Origin of the sequence: Paenibacillus oryzae, from assembly GCF_001675045.1 — a bacterium.
Lineage (GTDB): Bacteria > Bacillota > Bacilli > Paenibacillales > Paenibacillaceae > Pristimantibacillus > Pristimantibacillus oryzae.
Genome location: NZ_LYPA01000064.1, coordinates 230681 through 257192, shown reverse-complemented (window position 1 = coordinate 257192; position 26512 = coordinate 230681). Strand labels below are relative to the sequence as shown.

Genomic DNA, 26512 nt, shown 5'->3' with positions numbered 1-26512 from the left:
ATAAGCCAAAGCCCCCAAATCCGCCAAACAGCGGTTGGGGGTTTTTGATTTTTCTAGAGCCCGCCATCCCAGGCCTCTTTTTCGAGAGTGTAATGATTGTATGGCTCGTCATCCAGCTCGATGACGTTCTGAAAGGCGAAGCCGCATTTTTGGATTACTTTATTGGATGATAGGTTAGTTGTAAGAGCAATAGCGTTAAGCGTCTTGATGTCTGTTTTTTCAAATAAAAAGGTAATCATTCCTCGTGCAGCCTGGGTTGTGAGTCCTTTATTCCGGTAGTCCCTGGAGATGGCGTACATGATTTCCCGGTTTGGCGAGGGCAATTCATCCTTTATTCCTGAACAACACCAGCCGATCAATTCTCCAGTCTCCTTCAAAATAATGGCCAGCCGCAGCCTAAGTGCGCCAATGTCTTCATTATTGGATACCGCGCTCAAAAATTGCTTGTTCTCCGGTAGCTCATAATTGAAAAACCACTCCTCCCGCTGCTCCTTCGAGACATTCCAGCCGGGCAAATAGTCGTGGATTTCAGGCTGCCATGTGAGAGAATGAAAGGACTCCAGATCAGAGGGCAAAAATTCACGTAAAATAATATCCTCGCATTCAATGGAAAAAAGATGATCTTCGCAATCGGAAAGAACAGATTTCATACTATGTTTCTCCTTCTGTATAACAGGCTAATATCCATCTTACAGCTGCAAATATAGGTTGTGCTACGGATACTTCAATTATAGCTATTTTTTCTGCTGCTAAAATAAAGCATATATTTGACCCGCTGTAAGCTGTCATGGTACGATGGGCAGGTATGATTAATTCACTGAAATGGGGTAACAATCATGAGCGAGCATCAGCATGGTGAAGATTGCGGCTGCGGACATGATCATGAGCACGAAGAGCATGTTTTTATCGTTTCCAACGATGAAGGCGAAGAACGCGAAATGGTCATGGTGTATACATTTGAATCCGAAAATAATGCATATGCCGTATTGCTGGATCGTCAAAATCCAGAGGAAGACGGCGTTATTTTCCGCATTGAAGAAGAAAACGACGAGGCTTACCTGGTAGGCATCGAGGATGACGCCGAGTGGGAGCGCGTAACGGCAATCTACGAAGAAATCGCAAAAACCGAAAACGGCGAAGCGTAAAGACCAATCCTGAACGATTGGCATAAGAAAAAGGCAACCCTATTCGACGGTTTCGTCGCGGGATGCCTTTTTTTGTGAAGGAACGGCTTAGAAAATGGCCGTTTCCTCCACAATAACCTTAACATTCTGGATGCTGCGGTCCTCGGGGCCTTTGACAGGCAAGCCGACCTCCACGTGATCCACGATGTAGTCGATATTTTTTTGCGAGATGACTTCGCCTGGAAGAAGGATAGGGATGCCCGGCGGGTAGACGTAAATAAATTCCGCAATGATTCGGCCGGCGGATTCCTTAAACGGAACAACCTCTGTTTCAGCGTAAAAGGCATCACGCGGCGTTAGCGACAATTGCGGGATTTCAGGAATTTTGACAACCAGCTCACGCGCTTCTGCTCCTTCGTGGAAGGCTTCCGACAAGCCTTTGAGCGCTTCAATCAGCTTGGCGATCGACTCTTCGTTATCGCCCGGCGTCACTAGGCACAGGATGTTGTACATATCGCTTAGCTCGATTTCCAGATTGTAATGCTCGCGAAGCCAGTTTTCCGTCTCGTATCCGGTAATGCCAAGATGACGCACGTGAACGGTTACTTTTGTCGGGTCATAATCAAAGGTAGCTTCATCGCCCAAAATTTCCTTGCCGAAGCAATACAGGCCTTCTATTTCGTTGATTTGCTCGCGGGCGCTGCTTGCAAGAGCGATGGCCTTCTCCGCAATATCATGTCCGTGCAGCGCCAGATTGCGTCTCGACGTATCCAGCGAGGACAGCAGGATATAGGAGGTGGAGGTTGTTGTCAGCATGCTGATAATCGTTTGTACGCGATGCGGGTTAATTCTGCCCTTGCGAATGTTTAATACCGAGCTTTGCGTCATGGAGCCGCCCAGCTTGTGGACGCTGGTAGCCGCCATGTCCGCTCCGGCCTCCATGGCTGACATAGGAAGCTTTTCATGGAAATGAATCAAAACGCCATGCGCCTCGTCAACCAATACAGGAATGTCGTAGCTGTGGACAAGCTCTACAATTTCTTTCAGATTGGCACAGATGCCATAATAAGTGGGGTTGATGACCAAAACGGCTTTAGCGTCGGGATGGCGCTCAAGAGCGCGGCGAACGGCGCGTGTCGTGATCCCGTGATCGATTCCCAAATTGCTGTCCCTTGCCGGCGAGATGAAAACAGGTCTAGCTCCGGCGAAAATGATGGCTGCCATAATGGATTTGTGAATATTTCGTGGCACGATAATTTTGTCACCGGGCGAGCATACCGTCATAATCATCGTCATGATGGCCCCGCTGGTGCCTTGAACGGAAAAATAAGTATAATCGGAGCCGAAAGCATCAGCAGCGAGAGCTTGAGCTTCCGCAATGACGGCTGTTGGCTGGTGCAGATCATCCAGAGGCGCTATATTGATCAAATCGATCGACAAGGCGTTGTCGCCGATAAAAGCTCGGAATTCGGAGTCGCTGCCCAGTCCTTTTTTGTGACCGGGGATGTGAAACTGAACGGGATTATTCTCCGCATGGTGGCGAAGCGCTGTAAATAGCGGAGTTTTAGTATGATCCATTGTCGTAATCCCTGCCTTTCATTGATTAGATGTACAAACAAAGTTGAGTATAACAAAAACAAGAGGGAATGCAAGGTTATTTTGTTGTAAATGTGATAGGATATATGGACAGGGGGATTGAAATATGAAAGATAAACGTCTATTAATCGTAATGGCGATATTGATGATTACCTTTATCGGGTTTGGCATTATCATCCCGGTTATGCCGGAAATTATTTTGGCAGCCGACAAAGAAGGCGCGGAATTACATACCGGACGCATGCTGGCGCTTTATTCTGCTATTTCCTTTCTGTTGTCTCCGCTCTGGGGCAACTGGTCGGATCGAATCGGCCGCAGGAAGATTATATTGATTGGCCTTTTAGGCTTTTCCGCCAGCTTTTTGCTGTTTGGACTATCCTCTGGCAATTTGCTGCTAATGTACCTTTCCCGTGCGATGGGCGGCCTGTTTTCAGGAGCAGTGGCCTCTGTTATCGTAGCTTACGTGGCCGATATTACGCCTCCCGAGGAACGCACCAAAGGGATGGGGCTTGTGGGCATGTCCATTGGTCTTGGCTTTACCTTTGGCCCTGCGGTAGGAGGTTTTCTGAGTGTAATATCATTGGAAATGCCGTTTTTTGCCGCATCGGCGCTGGCGTTCATAACCTTTCTGCTGGCAGCCGCCAAGCTGGGGGAGTCACTGCCGCCAGAGAAACGCAAAAACAGCCAGACCAAGGCCGTATCCAGATGGACCGCATTTCGCGGACCGCTTAAATATTTATATATTCTAGCCTTTTTCGTTACCTTTACGCTGGCGGGCATGGAGGCAACCTTGCAGTTTTTTGGCATACAGCGCTTTGGCGTGACGCCTCTGCAGGTCGGGCTGCTGTTTTTTGTTTGCGGCTTTGTTGGCGCTCTTGTCCAAGGCGGCGTTGTGCGCAGGCGCATCCGCAAAGGCCAGGAGCCGCACTATATTATGGCGGGACTAGTGATATCCGCGATTGGCTTTTTCCTGCTTCTGTTTGCGCATTCCCTATGGTGGGCCATTACGTCGCTGGCCATTTTCGGAATCGGCAATGCGTTGATTCGCCCTTGCGTGACGTCGCTGATTACTCAGAAAACGACGGTGGGCCAAGGGGTTGCTTCCGGACTAAGCTCATCTATGGACAGCTTGGGACGTATAGCGGGACCGATGATGGGATCGCTGCTTTTTACAGTGGAGCTGGGCTTGCCTTATTTGGCTGGCGGCATTCTCTGTCTAGCCGCATTAAGCCTTGTGTTCCGTTTCCTCTATCTGGATAAAGCCTCGCAGCCGTTGGCTAGTTAAATATCCGGTCTGAAGAATCAAACCTTCTTTATGTCTGCATCGAAATGATGCAGGCATTTTTTGTATGTTGTTTTCTTTTAGTGTTTTGTCTAAATTGTGACCTGGAACCGCAAATCATTACGCTCTTGACGAAAAAAACCTCTAATCATTCCCTATAATGTTCATACTTAATGTACTTAATTCAGACGTGGGGCTCACCCCATTTTTTTTGCGAAAGGATGTGGATTTATTGGCAGGAACTCGCGGTTTTGCAGGTCTTCGTGGGGAACAGATTCGAAAAGGCGTTTTAAGGGATAGCCATTTCAGCGAAGAGCACAAAATAAACAAAAACAAGGTTGATGTCGTGTGGTCCGATCATCATGGGATGACCGAGGAGGCATTGGCACTTATTAAAGAACTTAGGGATGACTTGGATGCTTTGGACATAGATTCAGATGCAATGAGAGATATAATTGCGACGGCGGAACAGGCCAATTTTAATGCAGCTAACGCAATAAACACAGCGGATAACGCCTTTTCTCAAGCAACGAATGCAATGAGTAAAGCTAATTCAGCAAGTAGTTTGGCCGAAAGCCTGAATGCCCAAATATCCACTGCTTCAGGCAAAGCAGACACTGCACTTGTTAAAACCCTCTCAGTGGAATCTAGCCTGATCGGAATGAATACTAAGGTGACCGCAGCAGACGCTAAAGCGCAGTCGGCTTTGGATAGAACAGCAGCTCTTGAGGAATGGATGAGTGAAAGCACGTCCAATGCAACGGAACTTGCACAGACGGCCATGGAGAGAGCTAGCGAGGCTCATCTCATCGCTTCTAACGTACAGAGCTCATACAATATAGACATTCCTGTTGTAAAGTCTGACGTGGTTTTGGCCAAGAGCACGGCTACTAAAGCTAACCATACGGCGGATATAGCTTATGCTATGGCTTCGGCAGTGGAAGAGGCGCTGGAAAATCTCCCGACACCGGTAGAGGGGGACGTAACAACAGATCAACTTTATAATCAATTGTTAATTACTGACGCCAAGGCCACAGAGGCAAAGAACAAAGCTGAATTAGCTTTAACAACTGCTAATGGAGTCGACAATAAAGCGGAAGAAGCTCTTGCCAGGGTGATGTCTTTGGAGGGGGATTTTGCATCTACGTCCAATAATTCCTCTGCAGCTATTATTATGGCTAATGAGACTAAGTCTTTAGTAAATGGCCTCTCAATAGAATTAAATACAAAGGTAAATTCGGCTGTATCAAAAGCTGATGCGGCCAAGAGCGCGGCTGATTTGGCTCGTGTTAAAGCAAATGGATTTGAAGACGATATCACTAAAGCTAATGCTAACGCTTCAAAGTCTTTGATTATGGCGACTGCAGCAAAAGATACGGCTGATAGTATGAGCGGAAGTTTAAGCAGTGCTGTTTCAGATGCATCCCGTGCGCTAAGTCAAGCAAGCTCAGCAGATACTAAATCCGACACCGCTTTAACTAGGGCTACATCATCCGAGACGATAGCAAATCAGGCTAAAAATATAGCAAACAGCGTGGATGGGAAAGCAGATCAGGCGTTGTCAAATTCCGCCGCTAGCTTGGTTATTGCAAATGAGGCAAAAAATGTGGCTGACGGTGTTGATGGAAAAGCTGCGCAGGCCCAACTGGTCGCTGCAAGCGCTAAAGAAATCGCAGAAGGTTTAGATGAAAAAGCTACTCAAGCTATGAACGATGCCGACGATGCCCTAACAGTGGCCCGTAGTGCTGCTTCCTTATCCCAATGGGCTGAGAACATAGCAATTGAAGCAAGGAATACAGCTAACGGAATTGATGCTAAAGCTAGTCAAGCTAAATCAGATTCCAGTACTGCTGTTAGTTCCGCTACCATGGCTAGAACGACTGCCGACAACGCTAGGTCTGTTGCCAATATCGCTTCTCAAGTAGCAAGTGCGTCTGACGACAAAGCGGAAGAGGCCTTGCTTAAAGCTCAGGAATCCATAGATCAATTTAAACAATTTAGCTTAAAACCAGCAGTACAAGGCAAGGATGACCTGCCTGCAGAAGCTAATGTTCTGGACGACATTCGTATCGTAAAAGACGAAAACAAGTTTTACAGGTATACGGCAACTGGTTGGATACCCGTTGGAATTGCCGAAGAAGAAATGACTACTATCCGCAAGCTAATAGACGACATGTCAGAGGCAGCAGCGCCTTATTACTCTATCAAACAAAGGCTGGATGCTTTAGAAGGTTATATACGTAACTGGAGCCTGGAGACTCAAACTGATTTTGATCGAGGCACATACGAGGGTACCATTTTTAATGGTGGAGTAGTGCTAGCAAAACGAATGTTAAAGTCCGTGGATGACCATTACGGCGATCTGGACGAACTCGCTTGGAATACTGTGGATTTAAGAAGTAATGGCCTGCCCATGTTGACAGAATCAGTAACAGGAGCAGGTGGAGGGTTCCTACAAGGCTATTCGTCTCACATGGACTACTCGGATCTAGAGGCCATTCTTTCATTTTCTCTGCACGGAAAGATGCAGGAAGTCTATTTTGGGTTCCATATGAATGCGGATCTTACATCAGGCTATCTGCTCTCATTCAAGCGGAATTTGGGAAGAGACAGGGATGGAAGTATATACGGCAATGTCATTGAAATCTTCAAAATAAAATCAGGTGACTATGAGAAATTGACCTCCCTGAATTATATCTTATTGGAAAATCAGCCCTATGTATTCAAGCTGCACATGGATGGCTCTAACATAACGGTTTGGCGGGATACCATAAAGCTTATTGATATTATGGATGAATCATACACATCCGGTAAATTCTCGTTCTATGACGTTTCTCGAAAAAATAAGATCGGCTTAACCTCCCGCGATTTAGGTACAGGTACTGTCGGAGAGTCTACAGATATCTCCACGGGAATGATGGAGATACAAGCTGTAGAAGCTTATAGCTCTACTGCTTTAGGGGATGTTGCCATACAGTCTGACATGACGGGAGTTAATACTTGTGCCAGAATAATTTCTATCACAGATGATCTCCTGACTGTGACTGCTGATGAATCCAAACTTGGGAAATACGGCGGGGACTTTGAGATTGGCGATACGGTTATTGTACATGTTAGCGGGGGAACCGACAGGGCGGTCATTGGAAATTATGGGCGCTTGAAGATTACTCACGTCAATGGGCGTGATTTTACCTTGTCAGAACCAATTGGGGGGATCATAACCAAGGCACAATTGCCCGCGTGTATTCTTCAGATGGTCAAAGTCGTTTCGTTTTCTAACCTTGTAGTAAAATCAGGCGCAACCGTATCTCCTGTACCATACGATGGAACAGTTGGGGGGATATTGGCTATTGACGTCTCCGGTACATTGCAAGTAGACGGTACCATTAGTGCTACTGGTAAAGGTTTCTACTATGGTGCAGCCTCGCCTACAAACGGCAGAATTGGTTCAGGCAGCGCCTCTGGCACGAACTATGTAGGCTCCGGTGGCGGAGGTGGAGCCAATCAATTCTCAGGTGGCGCCGGAGGTAGGTCTCCCTCAGTAGGTAATGGAGGTATAGGAGGAGTAGGCCTAGGTGCCATCGATTTAACGAAACGGATGACTTTCGGAGGGGCTGGCGGCAGTGGTTCACCGCACAGCGGGGTCACTAATCCCCGCAGTACAGGCGGGGGTATCGTTTATATCACCTGCCAAGTTCTAGATATAACTAATGGTGAAATAAACAGTCATGGTACTGCTGACGGAACACTATGGGGATTACCCGGAGCAGGAGGTGGAGCAGGAGGCACTGCGATCATACATGCTGTTTTAATCAAGGGGATGACGGACTATAAAGTAGGGTGCAATGCATCCGGTGGTACAGGAAACCTTAGCGGAACAGGAACGCCTCCTGTATTTAGAGCACCCACTAACACAGCAGCTGGAAACGGGCAGCCGGGCTGGTGGAGTGGAGCTATACGCGGAACGGCTAGTGGGGGATTTCGCTGCAACGGTGGGGGAGGAGGCGCGCAGGCGGGGAGTAATGCTACAATTGCTGCTGGCGCAGCCAACGCTACAGCGGGTGGAGCGGGCGGGACATCAAACTCCAACTGTTGGGGGGGAGGAGGAGGAGGAGGTGGAGGTTACATAGCAATTTTTTCTGATACTATTTATAGAAACATTGTATGGCCAGAACCAACCATATCTTCCGCTTATCTGAGAGGTATGCTGGCCCTTTGGAATGATGGAGGCCAACTCAAAAAAGTTCACGAAGGGAAGTGGCAAGAAGTAGCTGTTTTACCTTTGTCGGATACAGAACTAATTGAAGTTCTAGAAAACCATGGCATGCGCAGTTTGGCTGCTATAAACAGCAAGCTCCTGAGAGAAGTCAGTCATAAGGGGGTAGTTACGTACACAGACATCCCGTCACAGAGCTTGCATATAAAGGTAACGGATAAACTGCCGCTAGAGCTACATGCTCAGGCGGGGTTATACACTAAGAATGAGGGTTGGTATAGATCCTCTGTGTTAGACTCCGGATATCTTTGTAGGTTCACTACAATGGATGCTCAGATTACATCTGATGGGCAACAATACAACATCCAAACACGCACCTTTATTAACGGCAATTGGTCCGAGTGGTCGGACTTGAACGCAGATAGCACAGTTTTATCTCCGGAAGGAACACGATTCCAATTTCAATTCTATAGCAAGACTGCCGATGGAATTGCCAGCGCTATGCTTGATAAGGCGACCGTCAACTACACTATTTCGGACAAGGAGATAATGGACGCTTCCCTTTACAAGGTGGCTGAAGACCTTAAACAAACCAAAATAGCCATTGCTAAGATGATATTCCATAATACTGCCATAACAATGGGACAAAGAGAGAAGTTCAATAACATCGTAATTGAAAGATTTGACGGCACTACCTACCTGGAATCAATGGATAACGTAGGTATAAATTCTAACGGAGAACTAGCGTTGCTCAATCCTAGTCAAAGCGGTTCTGTCGTTCTCGACACAGTCCTGCTGCCGGAGTACTCTTACTATACGATGGTTACTGCTGAGTTTGAGGGAGATGTAAGTGTACAACTATCTTATGATTATGCCGGATTTATCTTATCCGAATTCAATAGCAAAATGTATAACATGGAGAACGCCACCGGGGTAAGGGTCAAGCTGTTTCTGGAGGCTGGCACTACCACCAAGGTATTATCAACTGCAGTTCTCGTATAAGTTAAAAGCACCTCCCTGACTCCTATAATGAATAGGACGACGGGAGGTGTATTTTTGTCTAGAACAGAGATTTCATTAAATAACGAGAGTAACTTCGAAAAGGTTGACTTACTACAAGCCGTCAGGAAGATGGAAGCCAAACAAGATGAAATGTTGAAACTTATTCAGGCATTACTTAAGCAGGTAGGGGACGAGTAGTCGCTCTACCAACACAAAAGCAAAGGGGAATATAAAATGGCCAATCAACCACTCGTGTCTTGGTATGCGGCAACAAACCAGGACAATCAACAAATAAATCGCTGGGATATAGGTGTAGTTAATGCATCGGAAGTGTCCCAAGGCTTCGAATTTTTGATTTGGAACAACCGCAAAGGGGACACGGATGTCCCTGACATGCAGAATGCTGTATTTATGACAAAGGACGAACATGGCGGCAATACAGGAGAATTGGTGGAGGGTCAATGGATTGAGGTTAAGGTAGACCAAAAAGATTCCACTTTCCATAAAGTAGGGTGGGACGCTTTAACCAACCAACCTGTAGCTCATCCTTTAAAGGCATCAGGAAGCACAACATTTAACGGAGTGAATTCTACACCTAACACAGCTCCTCACACAACAACAAACGGAGAGGTTAGCATACTTGGGGTGGCCAACGACGGTTCTTTAGCAAATTCTAAAGGGAATTTCGTTAAAGTAACCCTGCAATGCCGAATACCAGGAAATGCATCTCAGGGTTTGGTTAACTTCCGTTCAAGAACAACATTCCAGTTTGTGTAATACAGGACAACCATGGAGGAGGCAGCTGCATTGTTAGCCAACATAAGTCCATACTCGATTGTAGAACAAGATTATACATGGATAGGAGAGTACATCGATGGCACTTGTCTTTATGAATATGACATCAATACGAAACAAAGGTCTGATTTCTATTCCATTAAGCGCGATAAACTCATTAGATTTGGTCTAATTGGACACGGGATGAGGCTGTACTACGAAGTAGGCGGAGGGTTTTTTAAATTAAATGGCTCACTTTATGAGATCGTGTACAGAGTAGGAAATAAAGAATATTATCTAACGGGTCAATTTCATCCTTACAATGACGTAATTGCGTTCAAGGATGCAGAGGCATGGTCCTCCAGAGGGCATAGCGATACACACAAGTTTCCTACTCGCATAACTGCGTTTAATTTCGGATGGAAGACTAAGCTTGATGTAAGCGGAGTCCAGTTCAGTATCAAAGCAATTGTAACAATTCCGTACAATGCTCCTGTAAACTTACAAGTTAGTATTGTAGCGGATACTGACTTGGAAGGGCAGTTGCTTTTTAAGAAAAACGGAACTGAAATATCTGAGTTTGAGACTCCGCTCAAGAAAGGCGTTGGCGGAAAATTAATGTGGGCGGTGAGGTGACATGGCGAGAAACAACAAGCATGCGCTGGAATTTAATAACGGATCTCTTTTAACGATTGGTGAGATGCCCTTTACTCAACAAGGGACTATTGAGTTCTGGATGAAGAATTATGATCTGGCCAACTATCGGAATCCAATTAGCACTAATGGGGCTAACGGAGGGAATATAGGTTTTCGGGTAGAGTACGATGCAGCAGGTAATTTAAGTGCAATTATGGGTAACGATTCTGGTGTTTACTCAGGCGGTTACTTCATTAAAATTGGACTTAAGCCTAATACTTGGAATCACTTGGCCGTAACCTGGAATGTTGCAGAAATGACTTATAAAGGGTACCTTAATGGTGCAAAAGTATTTGAGCTGGAAAATTACACTTCGTTTCCAACAAAGTTTCACAATATAGTGCTTGGTTGCGGATTTGCTTCATCTCGACCTTTCAACGGCCTTCTGGATGAGTTTAGGATTTGGAGTGTGGAGCGAGCAGATTTTCAGATAAGAAATAACTATAATTACATGCTAACAGGTAAAGAGATTGGTCTCACCAGGTATCTCAGATTTCTGGAGGGGGCTGGTCCACATACGACTGATCTAATCACTAAACATAACTTTTCTCTAGGTACTGTAAGATGGGCAGATGCAGAAGTGGATTTGTTTGGCAGGGTTGAACTCCAAATCAGTGATGAAGATAAGGATGTTCTTTTAGCTCGAAATACCGACTATTCCTTTAATTTTTCCATATTCCCCACCGCGCCTTTAGATACAGTGGAGAATAACCTCATGGTTGAGGATGGAACTATTGGCGGCGGACACATATGGAAGTCTACAATCAAACTGAATGACTGGGATAGAATTATCAGAATGCGAACTGAGGGGTAAGGGATATGGCTAGTACAGCGATAAACATGGATAGGTACGGGGTAGCCTGGTTTAAGATGGACGAGGCCTCAGGCAACCTGATAGACAGCAAAGGGGCGTTTGTTGGAACCAACACAGGAACAACGATAGTTCCAGGTACTTCAGGCAATGCGAGAAATTTTAACGGTATTAACAACGTGGTTCAATTTAATGGAAGAGTCATACCTGTAGGGAAAAAGAGCGTGAGATTCAGAATTAAAACAAATCAGATATCTCCCGCAGGCGACTATGCATTTGTTCTTGATACTAGGGGTACCAATCTAACAACCGGCGGAGGGTTGGTATGTTTTGTTTATCAGGGAAACCTTTATTTTGGCATGATATTTGCAACGCAAGCTGTTTACGTATCGCATCTAAATATTTCAGATAACCTATGGCATGATGTCCTTTTTACATGGGATGGTACATCAAATCTAAATGGCTTGAAGTTGTATGTGGATGACCTGATAACACCAAAGGCAATGAATACGAAGAGTTTTCCCGGCGAAATTCATACGGTAAATCTGCGCCTAGGTTGGGGAGGATATCCTTATTACTTTAGAGGGCAACTAGATGAGCTAGAGATATATAACGATGTCATAACGACTCAGCCTGACCGATCGCTCATTCACAAGAACGGAAGTTATCTAACATTTTTCCCTGAGTATATGGAGTGGAGATCAGTTGGAGCGTCACTAACTAAGTCAATTTTGGATCAATACGGCGAGGACTCTCTAGAGGAATGGACCAGGGATGTTTTTTCTCATGCATTTAACTCTATAGCCAGCTATTCATCGGGGGCTGGGACAGTTTTGGTGACGCCAGTCACAACGGTAATACCTGCAAAATCAATCCACGTACAGTAAAGGAGGGCTCATGTGGCTAGTACAATAGTTAATATGGACCGCTGTGGTGTGGCTTGGTTCAAGATGGATGAATCTACCGGCAATTTAGTGGATAGTAAAGGCAATTTCGTCGGAACAAATTTCGGGACTACTAGTGTACCCGGAGTTAGCGGAAATGCTCGGAACTTTAATGGAAGCAGCAGCTACATCACATTTAACAACCCAGTCATCCCTTTAGGAAAAAAGAGCGTGAGATTTAGAATTAAAAAAGCAAGCAGGCCTGCAGTTGCTCAGGTTGTGTGGGGAAATGCAGTTGATGCGACTATTAGAAATGGAATTTATTGTTCAGTCGAGCCAGCCGGACATTTAGCAATAGCTGTTCTTGATGCAAGGGGATGGAGCGACCTTAATATTAATTTGGGTTCAGGTATAGATATCTGTGACAATGAGTGGCATGATGTTCTTTTCACTTGGGATGGGACCACTAATGTGGAAGGTGCTCGTTTTTTTGTAGATGATATGGTTAACCCCAAATCTCGAAAAACGGCTAAAAGAAACGAGACTGCTGCACCTGGCTTTAACCTTACGATAGGTAAAAACCCTGAAGCTAATTCCAATTTTCTCCTTGCAACGTTAGATGGGCTGGAGGTATATAACGATGTCATTTCTAATCAGCCAGATCGTTCAGTCATATTCAAGGATAGTCATTATTTCAAGTTTTTCCCTGGATTTATGGAGTGGAGAGCCGTAGGAAACTTCCTTACAAAGTCGATCTTAGATCAACATGGGGTAATGACACCGGAGGAGTGGACAGAAGATGTTTCGACACATCGATTTAACTCTACATCCAGCTACTCGTCAGGTGCGGGAAAAGTCTTTGTAACGCCGGTTACCTCGGCTATACCAACTAAATCAATCCATGTACAGTGAAGGGGGTTTATATGGCTAATACAGTCGATAATATGCAACGCTGTGGCGTGGCTTGGTTCAAGATGGATGAATCAGGCGGCAACTTGGTAGACAGTAAAGGGAACTTCGTTGGAACAAATAACGGCAGTACGGTCATTCAGGGAGTGAGCGGCAACGCAAGGAGATTTAATGGAACAACAAACAGAGTGCAGATTAACGGGCTTACTTTAACTGGAGCAGTTTCCATTAGAGTTAAAATTAGAAAAGCAAGGCTTGACACAACCTGGGCTTATTTTATGGGAACTCTTACTGCATATGCAACCCAACGTGGAATGACTGCATGTGTAGACTGGAGAACAGGGGGGGTGTATTTTGGCTTTGGAGGAGTTGGACTGCCTATTGTTTACGTACAATCAACACAGAATATTGCCGATAACCAGTGGCATGATATTCTTTTTACCTGGGATGGTAAAATCGGTACAGATAATGTGAAACTCTATGTAGACGATATGAGCACCCCGAATGCAGTAGCAAGCGCAGCGATAAGTAATGATTTTATCCATACTTATTCTTATGTAACGTTGGGGGGGCTTACTGGAAATGGAGGCACTGTTTGCGATATTGACGAGCTAGAAATCTATAACGATGTTATATCCGCTTTTCCTGATGTATTCCTGATCAAGCATGAGGGTTTATTTAAAACTTACTCAAATGGCGCATGGATCAGCTTGGGTACAAATGCAACAGCTTCTGATTTTCACAAGCATGGTATCGTCAATTCACTTGTGATTCCTCAGTCCGGATGGCAATCTATAAACGGTCCATATGAGATTCACTCTTGGACAGATAGTCCGGATAAGGTAAACGTAATGGTAACGGAGACATACGATACGTTCAAACCAATCGACTTTTTGGACGGAGACGTTGATGTAATAACCTGGAGTGACGTGCCCTCTGACAGGCCTCTTAATTTAAGAGTGGAGGGGGAGAAGTACATGAACTATCGCTATAAAGTGGAGATGGAAGGACATGGGGAACTAAAGCCATGGAGTTCGTGGGGAAAGGCTGCTGTAAGCGATCACGCTGTAATAAAAAGTCAATATGTGACCAGTGACAATCCATATACTATCAGGGTTACAGTGGAACAGGATAACGGAACCACTGTAATCAATAGCGGCACAGTCACTCTTATCAATACCGCTCCTAGCGTAATCGTGTCTATGTTAGGGATGAGGGCGCAAGCGACAATAGATGACTCTGACGGGGATACGGTTTCTCTAAAAGTCCTCCTTAATGGCAAACAAATACACCCCGCAGCACAGGTGGATGGGGAATTCACAGGCCTTGCCCACCCGCCTATCACATGGACTAGATCGTTTAGGAGTAATGAAATCAATATAGGCACTAACAACACCTTGACCGTTGTAGTAAAGGACAAGCTCGGCAGAGAGAGCCATGGAACCGTTAACTTTGTAGGGGAGTATTCTGGACTTATGTTTGCAGATGAACTGGGGGGATATTACTCTACCGATCTTGAGGAAGTCTTACAGTACTTGGATGCAGGTATTATGATAGCAGGGCAAATATCGGATACTTACCCAATCAGGCTTATTAATAAAACAGGAACAAACATCAAGGACATTCGTCTGTGGAGAGAGCAGTCATCGTTTCCTGTTGGGGCGAAAGTGGAGCTTAGCAAATCAAATAAACTGTTCCAAACTGACAAGGAATTGATATTCCCTGAAACCCTTGGACATGGCGAGGAAGTAACGTTTTTTGCGCGAGTAGTTACAGTCCTTGGTAGCGCACCAGGTGCAGGAATAGAAGAAATAGTTGTAGTAGCGGACCCAGATTAATGGTTCGATTCCAATGCAATGGAGTGGGGCGGAGGACATGATGCCTGAAGATAATGAAATACAACAAAACAAACCCTCTTTTTGGAATAAGATGCCGATTAAGCTATCTATCATAGGGGCTCATTACAATGATCTAAATGGCACAGTTATCATTAACCACTCCTATGATCTGGATTCAATTATCAGAATTAGGCATCATAACCGAATGAAAGTACAACTAGAGCTTGTAGAGCCGCCTTTAGTGAAAATGGTTCTTAGTCCGATTGAGGACACACATGTAAGGGAATCAAATCCCAGATTTAACTACGGCAGAGACCACGATTTGTTTGTGGGAGCAGGATCCTCAGAAGGGAATAGATACAGGGGGTTCTTGCGATTCAGGATCGACTCTATTCCTTTGGACAAAAAGATAAAGAAGGCAACATTAGTATTGCATAGGCTAAATTCAAGACCCGCTATCCCCATTGGTTTGTATGATATACCCGTTGGGGAGATTTGGACAGAGTACGGGTTGACATGGGGTAATCAACCAAGTCAAGGAGCTTTGATTAAAACGTATGATAGCGGAACTTATGCAGGACTTAACGAAATTGATTTAACCTCCTATATAGAAGAGTGGTACGAAGGACGCCGAGAGCATAACGGTTTCATGCTCAGGACACTGGACGAATTTGCCGTAGGTGCATACAAACAATACGGCTCAAGGGAAAGCGATCTTTTCCCGAGCTTGGAAATTGAATATTACGACCCTGTGGTCTACAGTATAAAGAAAGAAGAAATTAGAAGTAGTGTATTCATTGTTGGCTTGGGTTCCAAAGTAATTGAGAGCTCCGTAGTAGTCTCTAATTACCTAGAGACGCAAGATGTTCCAGGAAGTGTTTTTGTAAGAGATCCTTACGAACCTTCCGTGGAAGATTTGGGTTCCTCTGTTCATGTCAGTCGCGATACATTGCCTTGTAGCATGGTTATCGTACAGAGCGACAGAGAAGATATGCCAAGCAGAGTAATGATTCGATTAAACGCCGCAGATGATCTAAAGAGTCTGGTACAGATATCTAAGCCGGAAATTCCAGTATCCATATATATAAGACCACACTTTGATTTGGAAGCCTTACTTTTTGTATTTGGTTCTATGGCGGAGGACCTGAGTTTCTCAGTTACCGTGAATACTCCCGAGAGACAAGGTTCCATAATCGTAAGGCCTTACATTGATATGGCGGGAACATTGGAGGTCCGTGGAGCAGGATGCAGTACTTTTCCATCCTACATTATGGTCAACACTCCTGACAAAGATTGCTCTGTTATTGTAAGGTCATATCGTGATTTTAGTGGAGCGGTTACGATACGTTCTGCCCAAAATGATGATTTACCTTCCAGCCTATTTGTAATATCTGACTTTATTAACTCAAGTGTCACGGTAAGGATAGACGGGGAGCATCATTTATCCTCTAGTTTTCTAGTCAGAGCAGTTGGGGACGCTGATCTTCTATCCACTGTTCTCCCGAGAGTAGTAGAGGATTTGGACTTAATGTTCAGTCTGAAAATACTAAAACCCGCAGAGCATGAACTTAGCTCCACTGTAATTCCAAGGATAAGACACGCTGATGATATAGACTCCTCTGTCGAAATCTCGGAAGATAAGCAAGACGAGATGTACTGTTTCATCATGTAGTAGCTATCAACGGGGGTTGTTCAGAAAGTCTTTCGAACTTACGCTGGACGCCTCTTTCTTGTGTTTTTGACCTATATCAAATACTGATAATATTTCCATAAAGGGGAAGTTCGGAAATTTGGTCTCGGGACATTTACACAGTATAGCAGCCATTGGCTTTTTGGTCATCATGTTACTAGTGTTTGGAATTTTAAGCTATTGGAATTGCCGATGGAATTTTGCCCGCTGCGGACAAACTCCATGTCCCAGTAGGGCTAGCTTCTGACGTGCTGAAAGTGGAGAGCAAGCAGGAGGAACGGAGTACAGGCCGGAACTAATTATTACGTTTGCGCCGTAAATAGCAAAGGTCAATCCCATAAAGTCAGAAATGGTTTACGGAATCAAGGACCCGTTACGGTCAAAATTAATCAGTCATCAACTTCTTTAGAGCATAATTTTTAAAGTGCTTGACAAATTGCGTTTTCCTGTCTAGAATGATAAAAACCATAATATCCCAAAGGCCATGATCAAGGATATAGCAACGGAAGGCGCTGATTACAGAGAGAATGCCGCCGCTGAAAGGCATTCATCAGAGGAACCGCAGCTCCCGCCTTGCAGCCTCAGCGACTCCCTATGGAACAAGCGCTGACGGAATAGAACATTCCGTTATAACAATGAAGCGTACAATAACGCCACAGATGTGTTATGTACGGCAACAGGGTGGTACCACGAGCATATTCGTCCCTGGCGAATATGCTCTTTTTTGTGTTTTCGGGCTATTTTGAACGAGTCTTTAACCATTATAGAAGCAGGGAGTGTGGAAACATGATCCATTATCAAAGCAAACAGCTAATGCCGACCCTTCGCGAGACGCCTGCCGAGGCAGAGGCGCTTAGCCATCGTTTGCTGCTGCGCGGCGGAATGATTCGCCAGCTTGCCTCTGGTGTATATACGTATATGCCGCTTGGGCGAAGAGTGCTGCGCAAGCTTGAGAACATCATTCGAGAGGAACTGGACGCCGCCGGTGCGCAGGAGGTAACCATGCCTGTGATGCAGCCGGCCGATCTTTGGCGGCAGAGCGGACGATATGACGATTACGGCCCGGAGCTGATGCGGGTCAAGGATCGGAATAATCGGGAATTTGCTCTTGGTCCCACTCATGAAGAGGTGGTGACGGCGCTGATACATGGCGATGTGGATTCGTACAAGCAATTGCCGCTAACGCTATATCAGATCGGCACTAAATTTCGCGATGAAAAAAGACCGCGCTTTGGGCTTCTGCGGGGCCGCGAATTTGTGATGATGGACGCCTATTCCTTCAGCGAAGACATGGAGGGTCTGGATGTCTCCTATGAAGCCATGTTTCAGGCATACAGGGCGATTTTCTCCAGGGCTGGCTTGAATTATCTTGCTGTCGAAGCCGATGGAGGCGCAATTGGAGATGCCGGCGGAACGCATGAGTTTATGGCGCTGGCGGACATTGGCGAAGACACCGTCGTAACCTGTTCCTGCTGTGAATACGGAGCGAATCTGGAGAAAGCCTCGGGCAGGACGCCTGGCAAAAGCGGCGATGGGGCAAACAACGCTAGAGAAATTAACGGAATAGCGGATTCACGTCAACGCCTTCATACGCCTGACGCCTCCACGATACCGGAATTATGCGGGCTTCTTGGCATCGAACCCCAGGAAATCATCAAAACGCTCATTTATGAAGCGGACGGCAAGCCGATAGCGGTTCTTGTCCGAGGCGACCATGAGGTTAATGAAACAAAGCTGCAACAGGCTGTCGGAGCCGTGATGGTGGAGCTGGCGGGCGCCGATGTTACAGTAGCGGCTACGAGTTCGGCCAAAGGGTTTGCCGGGCCAATCGGCCTTAATATTCCTGTTTATGCCGATGAAGCCGTTATGGCAATGGAAAACGCCTTAGTCGGGGCCCGGGAGAAGGATTGGCATCTTGGCGGAGTCAGGCCCGGCGTTGATTTTCAGCCGTTGTCTGTCGGGGATTTTCGCAATGTTAAGGAAGGAGAAGCATGTCCAACATGCAGCCGGGGGAAGCTGGTCTTTCGCCGGGGCATTGAAGTAGGCCATGTTTTTAAGCTTGGCATCAAATACAGCGTTCCGCTTAACGCTTCGTTTCAGGATCGCGGCGGACGGCAAAGCCACTATGTGATGGGCTGCTACGGAATTGGCGTATCGCGCTTGATGGCCGCATTGGTAGAGCAGCATGGCAGCGAAACGGGCATAGTCTGGCCGCGTGAGGTTGCGCCGTATAATGTTCATCTTGTGGTAATCGCAATCGCTGATGCGGAGCAGCGGCAACTGGCAGAAAAATTGGCAAAGGCGTTAAGCTCCGCTAATCTCGACGTGCTGGTGGACGAGCGGAATGAACGGCCAGGGGTAAAATTAAAGGATGCCGATTTGTTTGGCATTCCTGATCGTCTGATTGTCGGACGAAGCGCTGCTCAAGGTATCATTGAATGGAAGGTCAATGGAGAAAGCCGCGAAATCCTTTGGGAAAAAGCAGTAGAGGAAATCACTTTATCAAACGATAAGAGAAAGTAATAAAAGTTGACTGATAAAAACAAGCATAGGCCAAAGTGTGACTGCTCAAGGGGGGAATAGGCGGCCAAGTCCTGAATCATTCCCCTCGCTTGTCCTTCCCTTAGCAATAATCGTGCAAGCAGCAATAAAATTAGTCAATAAACCAAGTTGCCATAACATAAGATGAAGTATAAGATAATGATAAGAACAAATTATCTGAACATTCCGTTAATTGGGGGAGGGATTGCCGTGAACAAGAACTACGAGGTCGAATATTGCAATTTGGAGTTGCGGTTCGAACGCCGGCAAATCCAGAATTTGATCCGCGAGCTCATTCAGGAAGGTTACTCTTTATACTGGAGCGAAACCGAAGGACAATTCCTGGTTTCAATCCGCACCGGCCGCAAGCTGGTAAAGCTGCAATTCCAGCGTCTCGGCAGCCGGTACCGAATAGTCGGAGACTACGTGATCAAGGATGAAAAGCTTTCGGAGCTGCTTGAAAAGCTGATTAATGACTCCCGCGGACATGCAGTTGTCAAACGCATCAAGGATCGTCAAATTGTCATTGAAAGCATTATGTTCGGTGAAATTATTCGACTTGTGGAGGTGTCTGGCATGGAGCATCGCATTATTTATCAGAAAAAGCCGTCTGTCACTATAGAAGAAATGATCAAGGCTTTTCAATCGAAGCGTGCGGAGGAAAGAGCTTTGGTGCTAAGGTACGAGTTGGACTACGAGCTGGCCGTTTTGCACGAGGCTTTGGAATCCGGTGACGAGGAAGCGGTTGCAGCCTCCAAAGATAAGCTTCGCGGCTTAAGAAGCGAAATGCTGCAGCTGGAGCTATAGTAAGGCATTCAAATCTTAAAGACGAATGAAAATAGGCTGCCCGCAGCGTATGGCATGGAGGTAACAAGGGATGATGACGGCGTTTTCTGCCCGTAAAAAAACGGTTCTTATTCATCCGGAAGGATGGGATAAGAACCGTTTTTTTTGATGGGCTTAATACGTTATGCCTTGATTTCTATGTGTTCAGGTATGACTTGTAATGGAAAGTGAACAGTTAGAGCAGCCTCTTAAATATGCGCCTTTGCCGCACGAAGCGAAAAGCGGTAAGAGGATATCGTATAGACGAGCAGAGCGCACCAGATAAAGCCGAAGCTGACCAGGCGGGCGGCGTCGAAGCTTTCCTTATAAATCGCAACGCCAATAACAAGCGTAATTGTAGGAGCGATGTATTGGATAATTCCGATCGTGGAAAGAGGCAGCGTTCTTGTAGCTTGCGCAAACCAATATAATGGCATCACCGTAGCGGCGCCCGCCAGCAAGAGCAGTATCCAGCCGCCTGTGCTTAACGCATCTGTTCCCGAAGTTCCGGCATTTTGCACATAAAGCAGATAACCGGCAGCAATCGGCGTAACAAAAGCCGTTTCCCAGGCCAGACCAATGGTGGAGGCAAGCCCGGTTTTTTTCTTCAATAGACCATAAAGAGCAAAGGACCCTGCAAGCACAAGCGAAATCCATGGCAATCTTCCATGCTCGACTGTAACGATGACAACGCCTGTTGTGGCTAGAGCGATAGCGGCCCATTGCCCGGCATGCAGTTTTTCCTTGAGGAAAAGCACGCCAAGCAGCACGTTAAGCAACGGATTCATATAGTAGCCAAGGCTGCTTTCCACCATATGTCCGTTGTTGACGGCCCAAATAAAAACAAGCCAGTTGCAGCTGATGAGCAGCGAAGACGCGATAACCAAAAAAACCGTTTTTTTGTTCTTCAGCGCCGTTGCAAAAGCCCGGAATTTACGGGTTGCAGCAAGCAGAATGGCGACAAAAACGGCCGACCAGACAACCCGGTGTCCTAATATTTGCCATGCGGACACCTGGTCAAGCGCCTTCCAGTACAGCGGCAGAAATCCCCAAGCCAAATAAGCAAGCAATGCATATCCAAGTCCTTTTGACATCCAGAAAGCCTCCAGTATTCCATCCCGTATCTATGCCAAGCCGACACGCTTAATAGCGACGCCCGGCTTCCAGCTGAATCCATCTATTATATCAGGCAGCGCCTAAAGGGGCCAACCAAATAAAGGGATTCCATTACGGGGCGAAAAAAGCTGCGGTTCATAAGTAAAACTGAAGCTACGCTTCAATAATTTTGATGGCTTCAAAATGACCTTTTTCGGGGCAAACGGTTTTCATATTGGCTTAAAAAGAGTAGAATAAAGCTATTGCCACCTAAAATAAAGATGAAGGATGGAAAAACCTGATGTCAAAACAACAAATTGGTGTAATTGGACTTGCTGTAATGGGTAAAAACCTTGCCCTTAATATCGAAAGCAGAGGCTTCACGGTATCGGTCTACAACCGTTCCCGCGAAAAAACGGATGATCTCGTAAAAGAAGCGGCAGGCAAAAACCTGACCCCTACGTATACAATTGAAGAGTTTGTGCAATCGCTCGAAACGCCGCGCAAAATCCTGATCATGGTTCAAGCCGGCGCAGGTACTGACGCTACAATCGATTCCCTGGTGCCGTTCCTGGACCAAGGCGATATCATTATCGACGGCGGCAACGCTTATTTCCCTGACACGCAGCGCCGCAGCAAAGAGCTTGAAGCCAAAGGCTTCCGCTTTATCGGCACAGGCGTATCCGGCGGCGAAGAAGGCGCGCTGAAAGGCCCGTCCATCATGCCAGGCGGACAAAAATCGGCTTATGAGCTTGTTGAGCCTATCCTGACAGCAATTTCTGCAAAGGTTGGCGAGGATGCTTGCTGTACGTACATCGGTCCGGACGGCGCAGGCCACTATGTGAAGATGGTGCACAACGGCATCGAATACGGCGACATGCAGCTGATCTGCGAAGCTTACGACTTGCTTCAAAACGTGCTGGGTCTGGGCGTGGAAGAGCTTCATGAAATCTTTATGGAGTGGAATAAAGGGGAGCTTGACAGCTACCTGATCGAAATTACGCGCGATATTTTCGCCAAATACGATCCTGAAACCGGCAAGCCGATGGTTGACGTTATTTTGGATTCCGCGGGTCAAAAGGGAACTGGCAAATGGACAAGCCAAAGCGCATTGGATCTCGGAGTTCCGCTTTCCATCATTACAGAATCCGTATTTACCCGCTTCCTGTCCGCTATGAAGGAAGAGCGCGTCGCTGCAAGCAAAGTGCTGAGCGGCCCGAAAAAGGCTCCGTTCCAAGGCGACAAAGCGGCCTTTATCGAAGCAGTTCGCAAAGCTCTGTTCGCCAGCAAAATTTGCTCCTATGCTCAAGGCTTCGCTCAAATGCGCGCCGCATCGGAGGAGTACGGCTGGGATTTGCGTTACGGCGACATCGCCATGATTTTCCGCGGCGGCTGCATTATCCGCGCCCGCTTCCTGCAAAACATCAAGGACGCGTACGACCGTGATCCGGAATTGCGCAACCTTCTGCTGGATCCTTACTTCAAGGACATCGTGGAATCGTACCAAGGCGCATGGCGCGAGGTTGTATCGGCAGCCGTAGGATGCGGCGTACCGGTTCCTGCATTCTCCAGCGCGCTGGCTTATTTCGACAGCTACCGCACCGAGCGTCTGCCTGCCAACCTGCTTCAGGCGCAGCGCGACTACTTCGGCGCTCATACGTTCAAGCGCGTTGACAAGGAAGGCACCTTCCACTTCAACTGGCTGCAGTCCTAATCTCTTTTTTCGGCGGTCAGGCCGTATGAGGCCTCCGCCAGCCAACGCCGAAGCCTTCCGGCTTCCTGGTCGGAATAATGTCTTCGTTCGATCAGCGCCATCGAAGCTTCGGCGAAAGCAAGAAAGTTAAGCAATAAACGTGGCTGCGACAGATTCAGCATAGCTGGGTCGACGTCAGCCACCTTTTTTTTAATGTAACCCAGCATCCATACAACGTCCTCTCGGCATAGAGGGTGCTGGACATCCAGAATGGTACGGATGCGCCGTTCCACGGAATCGGCTGAAGGGTAGGCGGCATCGCCCGTCATATCAACATCACTCCTGAAAAAATGGAATAAAGGGACTCCTTATTCACCATACGGCTTAATCCGTTTTTTTATACCCCGTGCTAGCAAAAAAATGATATGATGTGAGGATGAACCTTATGGAATCGACAGCAACAAACAAGCTGGTGCTCGTCGGATTTATGGGAACAGGCAAATCCAGCGTGTGCAGCTTGCTTAGCGAACGGCTTGGCTGGAGCCGAAAGGACGCCGACGAAGAGATCGTTCTATCGGAGGGCCGAAGCATCGCCGACATCTTCGCCAGCGACGGGGAAGATGCATTCCGGGATATCGAAGCGCATACATTGAGGCGCCTTCTGATTGAACCTGAACCGGCTGTTATCGCTACCGGCGGCGGGGCTGTGCTGCGAAAGCATAATTGCGAGACCATGCTCAAGAATGGTTTTGTGGTGGCGCTCACTGCTGACCCGGAAACCATTATCGCCAGAGTGATGGGCGACAAGGGGCGTCCGCTGCTGCAAGGCGATGTTGAAACGCGCGTTCGTACGCTGATGCAGCAACGCAGAAACGCATACGACTTTGCTCACCTGAGCCTTGACACAACCTCGTTATCTACAGAAGAAGTTGCTAATCTTATTATGAAGGCTCTACTGGAAAAACACCCCAATCTATTGTCTAAATAAAGGAGATATCGCCTATCATGGATGTTATCGTAACGCCAACGCCCAAGCTTCAAGGAGAGCTGCAGGCGCTTTCCTCCAAAAATTATACGACCCGTTATTTGCTCGTTGCCGCTTTGGCGGAGGGCACCAGCACGATTTATTATCCCGCACATAGCGAGGACAGTGATGCTATGCGTCGTTGTATCCGCGATTTGGGCGCAATTGTGGAAGAGGATGACGAAAAAATCGTCATTACGGGGTTTGGTCGGAATCCAAAGCCTGTTAAAGAACTGGATGTTGGAAATGCGGGAGCCGTTCTCCGGTTTTTGATGGCAATTGCAAGTTTATGTCCTGATGTTACTTTTATTAACCGTTACCCGGAATCGCTTGGAAAACGGCCCCACGATGATTTGATTCAATCGCTTATAAGTATGGGCGTTTCCATCGAGCATAGGGAAGGCAAACTGCCGATCAACATTAAGGGCGGTTCACCTAAGGGCGGGCATATTCAAGTATCCGGCAACATCAGCTCCCAATTTTTAAGCGCGCTGCTTTTCCTGACGCCACTTCTGGCGGAAGATAGTGAAATCGAGGTGCTGCATGATCTGAAATCCAAGGTGGTTGTTGGTCAAACGCTGGAGGTGCTGGAGCAAGCGGGCATCGTCATTCATGCAGACGAGGATTACATGCGTTTCCGCGTACCGGGCAATCAGCGTTATGCCGCCAAAACGTATTCCGTGCAGGGAGATTATCCCGGCTCCGCTGCCATTTTGGCTGCTGCCGCCGTTACGGAGTCCGATATCACTGTGCACCGCCTCGTGGAAAACAGCAAGCAAGGAGAACGCGCCGTTGTGGACGTGCTTCGCATGATGGAGGTGCCGCTGAGCCACAATAACGATATCGTTACCATTAAAGGCAACGGCAAGCTGAAAGCTGTGGAGTATGACGGCGATAACGCCACAGACGCTGTTTTGGCCATGGTGGCTGCGGCCGTGTTTGCGGAAGGTACCTCCCGCTTCTATAATGTAGAAAATTTACGGTACAAGGAATGCGACCGCATTACCGATTATTTGAACGAGCTGCGCAAGGCGGGAGCTTCCGTAGAGGAGCGCCAGAGTGAAATTATCGTGCATGGCCGGCCGGAAGGCGTGGAGGGCGGAGTGGAAATTAACGCACATTTCGACCATCGCGTCATTATGGCGCTTACCATTGTTGGCCTTCGCTCCAAAAAGCCGATCAGAATTCGCGATGCGCATCATGTTGCGAAGTCTTATCCCATTTATTTTGACCATTTGAAGGCGCTGGGCGCACAAGTGGAATGGGTTGAAGCGGGACAGGGAGAATAACGCATAATCAGGAAATGAGGGGTTAGCGATGACATTCCAGAATCCTTCGCGGGAGGAAATACGCGATATTTTGAATGAAAGTCAAACCATTGCCGTTGTGGGACTGTCGGATAATCCGGAGCGCGTTTCCTACATGGTTTCGGAGGCTATGATGAAGAAGGGATACACCATTATTCCGGTTAACCCCAATGCCGAAGCCATCCTGGGGCAAAAAAGCTACAAATCGCTTGGCGACGTTCCGGTCCCGGTGGACATTGTTAATGTGTTCAGGCGCAGCGAGCATACGCCTCCCGTTGCGGAGGAGGCCGTTGCCATTGGCGCGAAGACGCTCTGGCTTCAGCTCGGCGTATTAAACGAGGACGCTGCTGCGATTGCCGGAAAGGGCGGACTAAGAGTTATTATGGACCGCTGCATTAAAGTAGAAGACTCCATTTTGCTCCCGAATGGAAAATCCAAAACCTGACGGTAATAAAATGACCGGTTCTCCAGCACAATAAGAAAGGCTTCCAGACGGAAGACCCTAAGCTTAGGCCAAGGAGGACTTTACGTGAATCAATTTTCGCAGCAGTCTGGTTCGTATCAGGGACAAGGTTTTCAGCAACAGCAGCAATACCAGCCAAGCGGTTATGTGCAATCCCATTATCAGGGCCAGCTCAGCCAGCCTACGTTTAATCAACAGTCCAATTCCATTGTAGGCAACCCGCAAGGCGGATATTCCGGCATGCAATCCGGAGGTTTTGGAGGCATGCAGCAAGCTGCTCCTATTTCCCGTATGTATACGCAGCCGGCTGTTTCGAACCAATCGTATGTGTCGCACGGGCAAGTACAGAGCCATGCAAGCTCGCCGGCAACGGCATTTGGCGATGTAGGACCGGTTATCGCCCATGTCGGCTATCAAGCCGGCACGCAGCAACAATACGGCGGGCAACATTCACTGTACCAACCGTCAACTATTGGTTACCAGCAGCAGGCTCAAACGCCGATGGCGGGGCAGCCATACGGAAACATGAATGCATCCCAAAATTTCGGGACGCCAGCACATTCCCAAACGCCGTTAAACCCGGTTTATCAAGCGACTCATGCTTATGAACAAGCAGGTCCGGTGATCTCGCATTTCGGCGGCTGGCAAAATAACAGCCAAGGCGGATATCAGGGCGGCAACCGTTAAAAGCCGGTTTTAACAATCGCTCCTGACTGTCGCAGTCCAAGAATCATCAACAAAG

The 26512-nt window shown here is 47.1% G+C and carries 22 protein-coding genes; 18 read left to right on the top strand and 4 right to left on the bottom strand.

Annotated features, from left to right (window positions below; genetic code table 11):
• Positions 1-53: 53 nt before the first annotated feature.
• Positions 54-650, bottom strand: a complete 597-nt coding sequence (locus A7K91_RS15045) for a GNAT family N-acetyltransferase (RefSeq protein ID WP_068684112.1) — start codon at positions 648-650, stop codon at positions 54-56.
• Positions 651-836: 186 nt separating this feature from the next.
• Between A7K91_RS15045 and A7K91_RS15040 the strand changes: the two genes are divergently transcribed.
• A complete protein-coding gene (locus A7K91_RS15040; protein ID WP_068684110.1) occupies positions 837-1145 on the top strand; it encodes a DUF1292 domain-containing protein in 309 nt (102 codons plus the stop codon).
• A gap of 87 nt (positions 1146-1232) precedes the next feature.
• Here the strand turns inward: A7K91_RS15040 and A7K91_RS15035 are convergent, their stop codons facing one another.
• The gene (locus A7K91_RS15035; protein ID WP_068684108.1) at positions 1233-2702 is read right to left on the bottom strand and encodes an aminotransferase class I/II-fold pyridoxal phosphate-dependent enzyme; all 1470 of its coding nucleotides are present in this window, start codon (positions 2700-2702) and stop codon (positions 1233-1235) included.
• 124 nt (positions 2703-2826) lie between these two features.
• On the opposite strand from A7K91_RS15035, the gene A7K91_RS15030 reads away from it, so the two are divergent.
• The 12 genes from A7K91_RS15030 to A7K91_RS14980 all read left to right on the top strand — a co-directional run bounded on the left by A7K91_RS15030 (position 2827) and on the right by A7K91_RS14980 (position 20170).
• Positions 2827-4005 carry an MFS transporter gene (locus A7K91_RS15030; RefSeq protein ID WP_068684106.1) on the top strand — a complete coding sequence of 393 codons (1179 nt, stop codon included), beginning with the start codon at positions 2827-2829 and terminating at the stop codon, positions 4003-4005.
• A gap of 229 nt (positions 4006-4234) precedes the next feature.
• Positions 4235-9220 (top strand): hypothetical protein, encoded by a 4986-nt coding sequence (locus A7K91_RS15025; RefSeq protein WP_068684104.1) that lies wholly within the window; start codon positions 4235-4237, stop codon positions 9218-9220.
• 54 nt (positions 9221-9274) lie between these two features.
• Positions 9275-9418 (top strand): hypothetical protein, encoded by a 144-nt coding sequence (locus A7K91_RS26460; protein WP_156739573.1) that lies wholly within the window; start codon positions 9275-9277, stop codon positions 9416-9418.
• Between the two features lie 36 nt (positions 9419-9454).
• A complete protein-coding gene (locus A7K91_RS15020; protein ID WP_068684102.1) occupies positions 9455-9997 on the top strand; it encodes a hypothetical protein in 543 nt (180 codons plus the stop codon).
• A gap of 30 nt (positions 9998-10027) precedes the next feature.
• Positions 10028-10630, top strand: a complete 603-nt coding sequence (locus tag A7K91_RS15015; protein ID WP_068684100.1) for a hypothetical protein — start codon at positions 10028-10030, stop codon at positions 10628-10630.
• A gap of 1 nt (position 10631) precedes the next feature.
• The gene (locus tag A7K91_RS15010; RefSeq protein WP_068684098.1) at positions 10632-11504 is read left to right on the top strand and encodes a LamG domain-containing protein; all 873 of its coding nucleotides are present in this window, start codon (positions 10632-10634) and stop codon (positions 11502-11504) included.
• A 5-nt stretch (positions 11505-11509) separates the two neighbouring features.
• On the top strand, positions 11510-12388 hold the full coding sequence (locus A7K91_RS15005; RefSeq protein WP_068684096.1) for a LamG-like jellyroll fold domain-containing protein: 879 nt from the start codon (positions 11510-11512) through the stop codon (positions 12386-12388).
• 12 nt (positions 12389-12400) lie between these two features.
• Positions 12401-13297 (top strand): LamG-like jellyroll fold domain-containing protein, encoded by an 897-nt coding sequence (locus A7K91_RS15000; protein ID WP_068684094.1) that lies wholly within the window; start codon positions 12401-12403, stop codon positions 13295-13297.
• An 11-nt stretch (positions 13298-13308) separates the two neighbouring features.
• Positions 13309-15132 (top strand): LamG-like jellyroll fold domain-containing protein, encoded by a 1824-nt coding sequence (locus A7K91_RS14995; protein ID WP_068684092.1) that lies wholly within the window; start codon positions 13309-13311, stop codon positions 15130-15132.
• A gap of 37 nt (positions 15133-15169) precedes the next feature.
• Positions 15170-16804, top strand: a complete 1635-nt coding sequence (locus tag A7K91_RS14990) for a DNRLRE domain-containing protein (protein WP_169833416.1) — start codon at positions 15170-15172, stop codon at positions 16802-16804.
• 804 nt (positions 16805-17608) lie between these two features.
• Entirely contained in the window at positions 17609-19345 is a 1737-nt protein-coding gene (locus A7K91_RS14985; protein WP_068684088.1) for a proline--tRNA ligase, read from the top strand.
• 228 nt (positions 19346-19573) lie between these two features.
• A complete protein-coding gene (locus A7K91_RS14980; RefSeq protein WP_068684086.1) occupies positions 19574-20170 on the top strand; it encodes a hypothetical protein in 597 nt (198 codons plus the stop codon).
• A 227-nt stretch (positions 20171-20397) separates the two neighbouring features.
• Here the strand turns inward: A7K91_RS14980 and rarD are convergent, their stop codons facing one another.
• On the bottom strand, positions 20398-21282 hold the full coding sequence (gene rarD / locus A7K91_RS14975; RefSeq protein WP_068684084.1) for an EamA family transporter RarD: 885 nt from the start codon (positions 21280-21282) through the stop codon (positions 20398-20400).
• A 302-nt stretch (positions 21283-21584) separates the two neighbouring features.
• On the opposite strand from rarD, the gene gndA reads away from it, so the two are divergent.
• Positions 21585-22997, top strand: coding sequence for an NADP-dependent phosphogluconate dehydrogenase (gndA, locus tag A7K91_RS14970; RefSeq protein WP_068684082.1), 1413 nt, complete (start codon positions 21585-21587; stop codon positions 22995-22997).
• Here gndA and A7K91_RS14965 read toward each other — a convergent pair.
• Entirely contained in the window at positions 22994-23305 is a 312-nt protein-coding gene (locus tag A7K91_RS14965) for a hypothetical protein (RefSeq protein ID WP_068684080.1), read from the bottom strand. The two genes, gndA and A7K91_RS14965, sit on opposite strands and share 4 nt — an antisense overlap.
• A gap of 116 nt (positions 23306-23421) precedes the next feature.
• On the opposite strand from A7K91_RS14965, the gene A7K91_RS14960 reads away from it, so the two are divergent.
• The 4 genes from A7K91_RS14960 to A7K91_RS14945 all read left to right on the top strand — a co-directional run bounded on the left by A7K91_RS14960 (position 23422) and on the right by A7K91_RS14945 (position 26457).
• The gene (locus A7K91_RS14960; RefSeq protein WP_068684078.1) at positions 23422-23964 is read left to right on the top strand and encodes a shikimate kinase; all 543 of its coding nucleotides are present in this window, start codon (positions 23422-23424) and stop codon (positions 23962-23964) included.
• A gap of 17 nt (positions 23965-23981) precedes the next feature.
• Positions 23982-25289 (top strand): 3-phosphoshikimate 1-carboxyvinyltransferase, encoded by a 1308-nt coding sequence (gene aroA / locus A7K91_RS14955; protein ID WP_068684076.1) that lies wholly within the window; start codon positions 23982-23984, stop codon positions 25287-25289.
• Positions 25290-25317: 28 nt separating this feature from the next.
• Positions 25318-25752, top strand: a complete 435-nt coding sequence (locus A7K91_RS14950; RefSeq protein ID WP_068684074.1) for a CoA-binding protein — start codon at positions 25318-25320, stop codon at positions 25750-25752.
• An 84-nt stretch (positions 25753-25836) separates the two neighbouring features.
• Positions 25837-26457: a hypothetical protein gene (locus tag A7K91_RS14945; RefSeq protein ID WP_068684072.1), complete on the top strand. Its 621-nt coding sequence runs from the start codon at positions 25837-25839 to the stop codon at positions 26455-26457.
• The last annotated feature ends 55 nt before the right edge of the window (positions 26458-26512 follow it).